At 44.0% G+C, this 10,224-nt stretch carries 15 protein-coding genes and 1 pseudogene; 15 read left to right on the forward strand and 1 reads right to left on the reverse strand.

Annotated elements, in window-relative coordinates; all coding sequences use genetic code 11:
* Positions 1-223: 223 nt before the first annotated feature.
* From ACLR2L_RS15505 to ACLR2L_RS15575, 15 genes are all read left to right on the forward strand, one after another.
* A complete protein-coding gene (locus ACLR2L_RS15505) occupies positions 224-631 on the forward strand; it encodes a hypothetical protein (protein WP_413369353.1) in 408 nt (135 codons plus the stop codon).
* A 145-nt stretch (positions 632-776) separates the two neighbouring features.
* Positions 777-1,010 carry a DUF6429 family protein gene (locus ACLR2L_RS15510; protein ID WP_413369355.1) on the forward strand — a complete coding sequence of 78 codons (234 nt, stop codon included), beginning with the start codon at positions 777-779 and terminating at the stop codon, positions 1,008-1,010.
* 221 nt (positions 1,011-1,231) lie between these two features.
* Positions 1,232-1,489: a type II toxin-antitoxin system Phd/YefM family antitoxin gene (locus ACLR2L_RS15515; RefSeq protein ID WP_140957546.1), complete on the forward strand. Its 258-nt coding sequence runs from the start codon at positions 1,232-1,234 to the stop codon at positions 1,487-1,489.
* On the forward strand, positions 1,477-1,773 hold the full coding sequence (locus tag ACLR2L_RS15520; RefSeq protein WP_413369357.1) for a type II toxin-antitoxin system RelE/ParE family toxin: 297 nt from the start codon (positions 1,477-1,479) through the stop codon (positions 1,771-1,773). The genes ACLR2L_RS15515 and ACLR2L_RS15520 overlap by 13 nt, the downstream gene beginning before the upstream one ends.
* Before the next feature lie 195 nt (positions 1,774-1,968).
* Entirely contained in the window at positions 1,969-2,316 is a 348-nt protein-coding gene (locus ACLR2L_RS15525; RefSeq protein WP_413369359.1) for an iron chaperone, read from the forward strand.
* Positions 2,317-2,729: 413 nt separating this feature from the next.
* Positions 2,730-4,553: a glycoside hydrolase family 2 protein gene (locus ACLR2L_RS15530; RefSeq protein WP_413369361.1), complete on the forward strand. Its 1,824-nt coding sequence runs from the start codon at positions 2,730-2,732 to the stop codon at positions 4,551-4,553.
* 225 nt (positions 4,554-4,778) lie between these two features.
* Positions 4,779-5,402, forward strand: coding sequence for a suppressor of fused domain protein (locus ACLR2L_RS15535; RefSeq protein ID WP_140957539.1), 624 nt, complete (start codon positions 4,779-4,781; stop codon positions 5,400-5,402).
* A 65-nt stretch (positions 5,403-5,467) separates the two neighbouring features.
* A complete protein-coding gene (locus tag ACLR2L_RS15540; RefSeq protein ID WP_413369364.1) occupies positions 5,468-5,830 on the forward strand; it encodes an iron chaperone in 363 nt (120 codons plus the stop codon).
* A 97-nt stretch (positions 5,831-5,927) separates the two neighbouring features.
* Positions 5,928-6,290 (forward strand): hypothetical protein, encoded by a 363-nt coding sequence (locus tag ACLR2L_RS15545; protein WP_413369366.1) that lies wholly within the window; start codon positions 5,928-5,930, stop codon positions 6,288-6,290.
* Between the two features lie 134 nt (positions 6,291-6,424).
* Entirely contained in the window at positions 6,425-7,462 is a 1,038-nt protein-coding gene (locus tag ACLR2L_RS15550) for a serine hydrolase domain-containing protein (protein WP_413369368.1), read from the forward strand.
* A gap of 52 nt (positions 7,463-7,514) precedes the next feature.
* Positions 7,515-7,898, forward strand: a complete 384-nt coding sequence (locus tag ACLR2L_RS15555; RefSeq protein ID WP_413369370.1) for a RidA family protein — start codon at positions 7,515-7,517, stop codon at positions 7,896-7,898.
* A gap of 69 nt (positions 7,899-7,967) precedes the next feature.
* On the forward strand, positions 7,968-8,504 hold the full coding sequence (locus ACLR2L_RS15560) for a hypothetical protein (RefSeq protein WP_413369372.1): 537 nt from the start codon (positions 7,968-7,970) through the stop codon (positions 8,502-8,504).
* A 27-nt stretch (positions 8,505-8,531) separates the two neighbouring features.
* Entirely contained in the window at positions 8,532-8,807 is a 276-nt protein-coding gene (locus tag ACLR2L_RS15565; RefSeq protein WP_413369373.1) for a putative quinol monooxygenase, read from the forward strand.
* 20 nt (positions 8,808-8,827) lie between these two features.
* The gene (locus ACLR2L_RS15570; protein WP_413369375.1) at positions 8,828-9,496 is read left to right on the forward strand and encodes a hypothetical protein; all 669 of its coding nucleotides are present in this window, start codon (positions 8,828-8,830) and stop codon (positions 9,494-9,496) included.
* Between the two features lie 11 nt (positions 9,497-9,507).
* Positions 9,508-9,861 (forward strand): 2OG-Fe(II) oxygenase, encoded by a 354-nt coding sequence (locus ACLR2L_RS15575; RefSeq protein ID WP_413369377.1) that lies wholly within the window; start codon positions 9,508-9,510, stop codon positions 9,859-9,861.
* A gap of 84 nt (positions 9,862-9,945) precedes the next feature.
* On the opposite strand, the pseudogene ACLR2L_RS15580 reads toward ACLR2L_RS15575, so the two are convergent.
* Positions 9,946-10,224, reverse strand: a pseudogene (locus ACLR2L_RS15580) (12-oxophytodienoate reductase); the annotation flags it as partial.

Below are 10,224 nucleotides of genomic sequence, written 5' to 3' on the forward strand. Positions count from 1 at the left end.
CAATCTTGTAATTTTGTTCTGTAACCAGACTAACAGCGTCCAGTTTGAATTCTTTTGAATAGCTTTTTCGCGTTTTCATATACACTCCAGTTGAGATAATTATCCCTTAACTGGCTGTGTGAATCTATTGGAGCACGTCACAGTTCGCCTTTTAACAAGTCAAGCAAGCGGGACAGCCTAACGGCTGCCCCTTCTTGAAGCGTTAGTTGCCAAAGGAAGGTTTATGCCAATATGGAGTTATTTTTACTTAGCATGTCTTTTGGCTTCCAGCCTCTATTTAGTCGTTTCAGTTAAGCCGATTTCTTTTGCGCGTGTGTGTGGTGAAATGGCTTCAGTGTTTTCTTACGTGGGTATATTTGTCATCTCATACGAGCAAATTAATGTGATTCAGCCGTTTCCTTTGTCTACGCTATTGCTTTTCTACACTCTGTTGTGGGGCGTGTTTGGCTATAAAGAACACTATTCATTTTATTGGATGCCCGCTGCCGAGTTTGCTAAAACAGTAGAGCTTGGTAAAGATGAATCATTTGAAGATGCTGTTTTATCAATCAAATTAATAAAGTTAACTTCTATTGTATTGATCGTATTATTGGTATCCCCATTGTTTTATGTTTATTCAAGGATGTTTTAAGCTGGCAACTAACAAGCCGCTGTAGACGCAAGCGGAGCTTGCTGGGACAAAAACACGTGGGCCGTCCTCGCTTCGCTCGTTATTATAGCCCACGTATTACTGCCCCTAAGTGGGAGTTCGTAGCCATATGAAAATGGAGACTGTAGTGGAAATAGATGAAGATAAAATCGATGAAGCGGCACTTGCTCTGTTTTACCTTACTCTGCATGACAAGTTTGGTAGGGCTTGGAAGCAAATAGATTGGAGTATCACCGATCGGCTTTATGAAAAAGGTTATATTCACAACCCTGTTGGCAAATCAAAGTCTGTTGTTTTAACTGAAGAAGGTCTCGCCAAATCAGAAGAGCTCTTCAAAAAGTTATTCGTCAAAAGTAATTGAGTATTGTGCGCAAAGCTCAGCTGTTGCTCCAGGATGTATCAGCGTGGCAACTTACAAGCCAATCGACGCAATCACTGCGTTCGCTGTTACGCATACACGTTTGGCGGCTTCGCCATTGTGCAACTTGTGACGACACCCATTATTGAAATGTAAGCTATACAGTTGAAAGCCAGGCTGCGAGTGATACTATAGTGGCACTGATCCCAGTTTAGAGTTCGAATATGAAAGTTGAATTAGTTACTACCTTAAAGAGGCAGGCTACTAAAATATTGGCAGATCTCCATTCCTCTAAAGAACCGGTTTTAATTACTGAGCATGGCCAGCCATCCGCATATTTGGTAGATGTTGATGATTTTGAAATGATGCAAAAGCGCATGTCTATTTTAGAAGGGATAGCTCGGGGAGAACAGGCTTTAAGAAATGAGCAAGTTATTTCAAATTCGCAGGCCAAAGAGCAAATGAATAAGTGGCTGAAGTAATTTGGACACAGCCCGCTCTTAATGAGCTTAATGATATTGCTGAATACATAGCAGTGGCTAATTTGGTTGCTGCGAAAAAGCTTGTTCAAACTGTATTTAGCAAAATTGAAAGATTAGAACAACACCCCGAATCGGGAAAAATTCCTGTGGAAATACCCACGCTTAATTACAGGGAGCTGGTAGTAAAGCCATGTCGGGTATTTTATAAAATTGATGGGAACACGATTTATATATTGCATGTTATGCGTCAAGAACAAGAACTGAGGCGATTCTTACTATTTTAATAATAGCTAACAAGTTACTCAAAAGGACACAAGAGGCTACATCCTGCACAATCAAACAAAGGATCTTTTATGAAAACAAAAACGAAAACACTCATTTACGGCTACGCCGATATTTAGCGGTGATCATTGGCTGTCAAAAGTTGTTAAATAGCTGAAATGGTGTGATCTTAACCTGTAACATCAAGGAGCTCTGATATGCGCTTTGCGTCACATGAAGATTACTTTTTAACCGTGTTACCAGCTGTAAGGCCACTACTGGAATCTATACAACAACATGTTGAACTTTTCTTGCCGGAGGCCACCCGTTGTATTAGTTACAACATGCCTGCATTTAGAAATAACAAGCGTGCCTTCTTTTATTTTGCCGCATTCAAGCACCACATTGGAGTATATCCGCCCGTTTCAGGCAACGCCGAGTTAATACATAAACTCACTCCTTATATGGGCCCAAAGGGCAATTTATCATTTTCATTAAACACGCAGCTCCCAATTGATCTCATCGGCCAGGTATCTATTGCCCTGTATCAACAATACGATATTTAAATGGCTTGCCTTTCCATACCACGCCTGCGTTAAAAAACAGCGTATACCCTGGCGAATTTTTCACGCTTCCGCACTTCTATAAAGTACACGTCGCCTTGATTAATTGGTAATGCCACTTTTTGTTGGTTATGTATATGGTCTAGTGATGAAAAGCGCTTTACTGGTTAGTTTAAAAACCCAGAAAAACCAAAATTCAACTTAATATCTATTATTTATAGATATTTACTTGCCTGTTAAAGATGGTGATATGAAATCTTCGTGTTTTAAAATAATTAATGATTTGTTAAATAATGTCGTGATAGTATCTGGTGGTCAAGCCAATTCGATGGCGTTGTAGACTGGCAAACAGGCTGGCTAACAATGTTTAGTAGCAAAGCAATTATGCGATACAAGGTAGATAGGAACAACATGACATGAAACGTGCAATAGTGGGATGTCTGGCATTTTTTTGTTTAATAGCCAATGCAATAAGTGCCGAAACAGCGGAAATTACTCAGAGCGATAGCGTTACGCTTTTGCTGCAAAATGCGTCAGGCCGCAGCGCTACCAGCTTAAACGGTCAATGGACCTATATTATTGATCCTTATGAAAATGGTTATTACAACCATCGTTACGAACCACATGCCAACGGCTATTTTAAAAACGCTAAAATGTCGTCGCCTTCGGAATTACTTGAGTATAACTTCGAAACAGCAGATAAAATTTCTGTGCCCGGCGATTGGAATACCCAAAAAGACCATTTGTATCTCTATGAAGGCACCGTGTGGTACAACAAGAATTTCACGTTCAGTAAACGCAGTGATCAGCGTTATTTCTTGTATTTCGGTGCGGTAAATTACAAGGCCATTGTGGACGTTAATGGCCAAAAGGTGGGGGAGCACGAAGGTGGCTTTACCAGCTTTAATTTTGATGTGACGGCTTTTCTGAAAAGTGGTGACAACTTTGTTACGGTAAAAGTGGATAACCGCCGCGAGCGAGATCAGGTTCCCACCGTGAATACGGACTGGTGGAATTATGGCGGGATCACCCGTTCAGTGAGCATTGTGTCTGTGCCCCAGGCTTATCTGGCCGATTATCAAATTCAGTTATCGCCCAACAATAATCAAACCATCGAAGGCAAGGTTGTTGTGGCTGGCGCGCTCACGCAATCCAGCGAAGTAACGGTAACTATTGCTGAGTTAGGTGTAAAAGAAACCATTAAGCTTAACAACCAGGCCAATGCAACATTTGCGATTAACGCCAGGCCCAAGCTATGGTCACCGGAATCACCTGTACTTTACGATGTCGAAATTAGCTATAACGGCGAAACTATTCGTGATCGCATTGGATTTCGCAGTATAAAAACGAATGGTGAGAACATTGAGCTAAATGGAAAGTCAATTTTCTTAAAGGGCATAAGCATTCACGAAGAATCACCCCTTACCTCGGGTCGGGCCTGGAGTGAAGAGGATGCGCGTACGCTGTTGCAATGGGCCAAAGAGTTGGGCTGTAATTTTGTGCGTCTGGCGCATTATCCGCACAACGAGCACATGTTAAGAATGGCTGATGAAATGGGGCTTTTAGTGTGGTCTGAGATCCCGGTTTACTGGACCGTGTTATTTAACAACAATGCGGTATACAAAAAAGCTGAACAGCAATTAGCTGAAATGATTCATCGCGACATAAACCGCGCGTCCATAGTGATGTGGTCGATGGCAAATGAAACCCCGTCATCAGATGCCCGCCTAACTTTTATTACCAATCTAATCAACCACGCGCGCGAACTCGACAATACCCGCCTGATCACGGCGGCAATGGACACGCATAGTACTACTAAAAATGGCATATTGATTGACGATCCTTTGGCAAATGCGGTGGATGTAATTGGTATTAACAGCTACTGCGGCTGGTATGTGTCTGAAGCATCTAAGTGTTCAGATTTACGCTGGGAGTCCAAATACCAAAAGCCCATTATTATGAGTGAATTGGGTGCCGGCGCATTACAAGGCCTGCATGGCGCCACTAATGAACGCTGGACCGAAGAATTCCAGGAGTCCGTTTACCTACATAATTTGGCAATGGTAGACAACATTTCGGCGTTAAGAGGCTTAAGCCCGTGGATCCTGAAAGATTTCCGTTCACCACGCAGACCGTTAAACAATATTCAGGATTTTTGGAACAGAAAAGGTCTGGTATCTGAGAAAGGTATCAAAAAGAAAGCCTGGTATGTGCTGAGGGATTATTACAAAACGAAGTAGGGAGTAGGGAGTAGGGAGTCGGAAGTAGAAAGTAGGGAGTACACACGAATTCCCGTTACAAATGCCTGTACATTGCAAATGTGGCCCTGGTCGAGAGAGCAGGGCTTTCTTGTTTTAGCGCTTCAACTAAATCATTAGAATAGCATGGGAAAGCATTGAACAATCGACTATTGTAGCGCAAGATATTTTGGCAATGGCATGTGCAAACTGTATTGGGAGAAATGAATGAGCTTGCTTGAAGACGCTTGGGAAGAGCGGGAAGAAAAAGTCTATCCACATGTATTTGGCGATACCGGGCCGGGTATTTATGCCTTAAGCAACGCCATTTTTGAGCAGTTGGATGCGCAATCAGTTGATCCGCGTTGGCTTACCCACGGTGTTTTTCAGTCACCGCCTAACGATGCGCGAAATACCTGGGTGTATGTGACGTCTGGAATGTCTAATCCTTGGGAAGCTGAGGAGCCTCAGGAATATTCAGGCTTTGGTGTCGAGTTTGTGCTGGAAACTGAACACGAGTCGACGTGGGCAATACATGTTCTGCAAACTCTCATGGCCTACAATTTGTTGTTGGCAAATGGCCAAATGGGCGAACCAGCGTTGTTAGATTATGGCGATCGCATACCGTTTGCGTTGTCGGATACCATTACCGCAATGCTCATTACGCCCCCGTTTCAACTACCTGAGAATATTGAAATTCAGTCTGGTCGTGTCGATTTGCTACAAATTGTAGGGATTACCGACGCCGAACTGAGTTTTGCCCAGGAGTACTCCTCTGAAATGCTAACCGATAGGTTAATTGAAGAAACGGGCGGGCTGATTACTGTAAAACAACGAAGCAGTGTTGTTTAATCCCCATCTGCGCATAAAACTTAATCAAGACTGACAGGCTGTTAACTTAACGGAAGATTTACCCCATGGCTACAATCAGTGTTCAGGACTACATAGCAAGTAAGCCTCTGGACGCCCAAACAAGGCTTAATGAACTCCGAAGCTATTTATTGGAAGCTGCTCCCGCTGCAAACGATGAAATAAAATGGGGTAAGCCCGCACTGGTACACGAAGGTATTTTGTTTGTATATGCAGCGGCTAAAAATCACATTAGTTTACATCCCACGCCATCGGTAGTGTCGCATTTCCAGCAAGAACTGGGGGCTCGGGTAGCATCGCAGAACACTATTCACTTTGCGATGCATGAGCCAATACCGAAAGCGCTGGTAGTAAAATTGGCCGCCCACAGAGTGTATGAAAAAGACACGCTGGGAGTGAAATGGAAATAGCGCACGTTAATCACCAATATTAGCGTGCGCATTGAATCAGTTACAATTGCCCTTACCTTAGCTATATCAAAAGCGAGAAAATCAGCAAGGATGCAATATGATCAAGTGGGAAGATTTGAACGTTTATCAAAAGGCGGCTTTTTGGTTGGCCATTGGCATAGTGGGGTGGTTTTCACCTGAAATTGCACTGCTGTTCCATTTCGGTGGTATCGAGGTAGTTTTTGCGTTTATTGCTATTTACAGTATTCCCATCCTAAAGCAAATACAGTGCTATCTACAAAAAGTGAAACACGGTGTTAACCTAGCGTATTGCACCTATCAGGCAAGTGCGTCGGCAAAACCTAACGTGTTTTTTGTTCAGGCACTTTTCTGCACAGCCGCATTTGTGTTTACCGGTTCAGCAGCGCTATCGGCCCTTTATTTTATGCCCGGGCTGGTTTTGAATGGTGTATTAACCTAATTGCCAGGTAACACTCCGTAAATGATTATTGGGTAAAGTATTGCTTTTCAAATAAAGCGTGACATTTTATGAATTTGCATTACAAGTAGATGGCGGTAAGCTAGCCAACTATCGCAAATAACGGAATTGTGCTGATGAAAAGCAAACAATTTAAAAACCTGCTCAGGGTTATTTTGTTCGCGGGAACGGTAATTTCGTTATTTTATGTGCCTTGGATTTTGGTGAAAGCCTGGATCCTGCCATTACCCGATTCCATTCAAGCGCAAGCTGACGAAGCCATTTCCCACGGTTTTGATGGCATTGTGGTGTATGTGGATCAAGCTGGAAAACCGCCAGCATTCTATAGCAGTGGCTGGAAAGACAGAATAAACCGCATTCCCGCCGATCCCCATGCACTGTTTAAAATTGCCAGTATCAGCAAGTTATACGTGGCCGTTGCGATTGCCAAGCTCGCGCATGCAGAACGCTTATCACTCAACGATTCAGTTGCTCACTATTTTCCTGAATTGACAGGTAAGCTTCCTTTTGCCGAACAAATTACGGTGCGCATGTTGGTGCAACATCGCAGTGGCATTCCTAATTACACCAACAACCCGGAATTTTGGCAAAACGAACAGGAAAACGCTGCGCATGCACTGGATTTTGCCCTGGCGTTACCCACCAGCTTTGAACCCGACACCGGCTATGAATATTCCAATACCAATTATTTACTGCTGCGGCAGATTATCGAAAAAGTAGTGGGTTATGGTCACTTTCAATTTATTAAAGAGGCCATCCTCGAGCCACTTAATCTAAATAACACCTTTTCGTCTATTACAGAGGTGAACCCAAATGACGTAATGAGTGGATATTATGTTGGCGTTGACGAAGACTTTAAAATGAACGAAAACGGCATGCTTGCAACAGCCGAAGATGTGGGCCGGTTTATTCGTGCGCTAAACAACGGCACCGTGTTTCAAGACGGCGAGCAGGCGATTTACTCATCTATTTACGTATACGAGCACGGCGGTTTGGTGCCCGGTTACCAGAGTTTGGCTGAGTATCACAACGATATTGATACTGTAGTGGTGCAGTTCATTAATACTACGGATTTTGAAGGTTATGAGTGGAATTTGTCAGAAATCAATATCAATCGTATTGTGGATATTCTTAGGAAAACACACGCCAACTAAGCAACGCTAACCAATGCAGTTAACAGCGACTAAGTACAAGGACACTATCGCAATGCCCCATTTATTTATAGAGTCGGGTGAAGGTTTACCCCAATGGTCTAATCCGATCAGTCATGCTGTTGTGGCTGGCAACCTATGCTTTGTTAGCGGTCAATTGTCGGTTAACGAAGCCGGTAACTATGTTGAAGGCAACGTTACCGATGAGGCCGAGCGTGCCTTTAACAATGTGTTTGCGGCTTTAAAAGCGGCGGGGTTTGATAAAAGCCATATAGCCTATATTGATATTGCGTTTGCAAACTTAAACGATCTCAATGAGGTTAATGCGTTATACATGGCGTTATTTCCAGAAGGTCAGCGCCCGGCAAGAACCGTATACGAGGCTGCAAAATTGCCCTTTAATGGAAAAATTAAAATTGTTGCGACGGCAGCGAAATAAAGCGTTGAACACCTTTGGCTGTTGAATTCGCGGGCGGTGTTAATTATTGATTCTTTTTGGAAAATATAAATGTGGCGTAGTGCTTTGTTAGTGTATGCAATAACCTTGTGTGCCTGTAGTTCACTTAATGGTAACGTAAAATACCCCATGCCCAGTGAGCGCTATATTGATGTACAGGGTAGCATCGATGGCAGTTTAACTTACAAGCTTAAAGTGCAGTATGTCGCCACGAATAGATCGGATGCTTGTACGAACTACAACATACTGGCCGGGCTCCGGGTTTCACAAACCATGGAGTTTGACTACTACCCTCAAATCAACGATGGCAAACATAACCTGCATGTGCCGTTGAAGGAGCTGGATCCCGCTACTGAGTGTCGCTGGGAGCCAACTGTTATCATGTTGTGTGTCGGCGACACGGGTACCGAGCCATCTACTTGTAGCAGTGTATTTTCATTGCGAGGTGCGCATGCAAATCAATCGCCGGTGAACATGGTATGTGCAGCATCCAACTTTTGCTTCAGAACACCACGAACACTCTATACCGAAGCAATCGATGTGTTTAACACGCAATACGCGGTGAATATCACCAGAGAACCTCAGTAACAGTTATTCCCGATAACAGGAGGGACCATGACAATCATTGTGGCCGGTAGTTTATATATTCAGCCTGGGAAACGAGATGAATTTATGGCATGTTCAAACGCAGCCATTTTACTGGCGCGAGCCAATCCCGAATGCGAAGACTTTGCAGTGTCGGTTGATCCGGTTAACGAATGCCGCGTGAATGTGTTTGAGAAATGGCAGACCCGCAGTGCGCTCGAAGCGTTCAGAAACAGTGGGCCTGAAAACGATTCGTTTGCCTGGATAACCCAATTTGATATTAATGAGTATGAGATTGAGTCGTAACGGTGAAAGGGAATCCAGTTTTGATTAACAATAAAATCCCAGGCGCAGCCGCAATGTTCATGGCCTTCATTTACGCTGGCGCGTTTGTATACTTTGGCGCCTTCCTCTCTTTTCCTGCCAGCAAAGCGCCTGAGGTAGTGATCACGTTTCTGGCGCAGCATCAACAGGCACTCGGGTTAGCTTATTTTCTGATTTATGTTGTGTTTGGTGTGTTGCTGGCGATGCTGGTGACTGCGCTTAATGAAAAGCTTAAACGCGAACACAATTATGTGAATACGCTGGCAACCTTGTTTGGTAAGGTGTGGGTGGGGCTGGTGATTGCCAGTGGTATGATTGCAACCATAGGGCTGTCGCGCGTGGTTGAGCTGGCTAAGATAAGTAATGAAGATGCCTACCAATTGTGGACAGTAGTATCCATGTTGGTAGAAAGTTTGGGAGGCGGCAATGAGTTGGTGGGAGGAATGTGGGTATTACTCACGAGCATTGTTGCTCTGCAGCTGAATGTATTTGGCAAGTGGTTAAATTACCTGGGCGCGGTGGTTGGTATTACAGGCATAGCCACCGTTTTTCCGGTTGACATCTTCACTGAACTATTTGGAATTACCCAACTCGTCTGGTTTTTCTGGCTAGGCGTTGTGTTGTTCAATAGCCGCATAAAAAAAGCGGCTAAACACACCGTTAAAACATAAGTGCCATTGTGATGAGTATGCTGAGCAAGCTGTTTCGCTGGCAACGAGGCAGGCAACAAACCGGTTACGACAAAATGTTGTTGGCCGGAATGTACTGGCCCGTTAAATTCGACCTGTATTTATTGAAGTTTCCTCAAGGCAGTGAAATACCGCCACATACTGATAAAGTGCAAAGCGGAAAACATTACCGGCTGAATATTGTGTTACAACAGGCAAAAGCAGGCGGGGAGTTTGTTTGCGCTACGCCCATCTATTGTTCTGCAAGCATTAAACTGTTCCGGCCGGATATTTGCGAACATGCTGTTACCAAAGTGCTGGAAGGGAATCGCTATTTGCTGAGTATCGGTTGGGTGCGAAGGGATTAATCGCTTTTGGTTAGGTATTAACACGCAAGAAGGCACCCTGTGGTGCCTTCTTATCATTAGCTAAATATTTTGAGCGGGTTTAAATTACGACAACGTCGCCAGTGCTTTACCTGAGTACTGTTGCAGATCATCCAGGCGATTTTCTTTAATTTTGATGGCCCAGTTGGGGTCTTGCAGTAACGCTCTGCCTACCGCCACCAAATCAAACTCGCCAGCGTCTAACCGCTCAAGCAAATCATCAACTGCGCGGGTACCTGAATCCTGGCCCTGGAACGCGCCAAAAAAGTCGTCGTTTAACCCCACAGAGCCAACGGTTATGGTGGGTTTGCCAGTGAGCTTTTTCGTCCATCCAGCCAGATTTAA

Origin of the sequence: Alteromonas sp. AMM-1 (genome assembly GCF_047290655.1) — a bacterium.
Taxonomy (GTDB): domain Bacteria; phylum Pseudomonadota; class Gammaproteobacteria; order Enterobacterales; family Alteromonadaceae; genus Alteromonas; species Alteromonas mangrovi.

What these genes read in the sequence shown, in the direction of transcription:
- ACLR2L_RS15505 (WP_413369353.1), top strand. Translation starts at nt 224, where the DNA reads ATGCCAATATGGAGTTATTTTTACTTAGCATGTCTTTTGGCTTCCAGC.
- ACLR2L_RS15515 (WP_140957546.1), top strand. Translation starts at nt 1,232, where the DNA reads ATGAAAGTTGAATTAGTTACTACCTTAAAGAGGCAGGCTACTAAAATA.
- ACLR2L_RS15525 (WP_413369359.1), top strand. Translation starts at nt 1,969, where the DNA reads ATGCGCTTTGCGTCACATGAAGATTACTTTTTAACCGTGTTACCAGCT.
- ACLR2L_RS15530 (WP_413369361.1), top strand. Translation starts at nt 2,730, where the DNA reads ATGAAACGTGCAATAGTGGGATGTCTGGCATTTTTTTGTTTAATAGCC.
- ACLR2L_RS15535 (WP_140957539.1), top strand. Translation starts at nt 4,779, where the DNA reads ATGAGCTTGCTTGAAGACGCTTGGGAAGAGCGGGAAGAAAAAGTCTAT.
- ACLR2L_RS15540 (WP_413369364.1), top strand. Translation starts at nt 5,468, where the DNA reads ATGGCTACAATCAGTGTTCAGGACTACATAGCAAGTAAGCCTCTGGAC.
- ACLR2L_RS15545 (WP_413369366.1), top strand. Translation starts at nt 5,928, where the DNA reads ATGATCAAGTGGGAAGATTTGAACGTTTATCAAAAGGCGGCTTTTTGG.
- ACLR2L_RS15550 (WP_413369368.1), top strand. Translation starts at nt 6,425, where the DNA reads ATGAAAAGCAAACAATTTAAAAACCTGCTCAGGGTTATTTTGTTCGCG.
- ACLR2L_RS15555 (WP_413369370.1), top strand. Translation starts at nt 7,515, where the DNA reads ATGCCCCATTTATTTATAGAGTCGGGTGAAGGTTTACCCCAATGGTCT.
- ACLR2L_RS15560 (WP_413369372.1), top strand. Translation starts at nt 7,968, where the DNA reads ATGTGGCGTAGTGCTTTGTTAGTGTATGCAATAACCTTGTGTGCCTGT.
- ACLR2L_RS15565 (WP_413369373.1), top strand. Translation starts at nt 8,532, where the DNA reads ATGACAATCATTGTGGCCGGTAGTTTATATATTCAGCCTGGGAAACGA.
- ACLR2L_RS15575 (WP_413369377.1), top strand. Translation starts at nt 9,508, where the DNA reads ATGAGTATGCTGAGCAAGCTGTTTCGCTGGCAACGAGGCAGGCAACAA.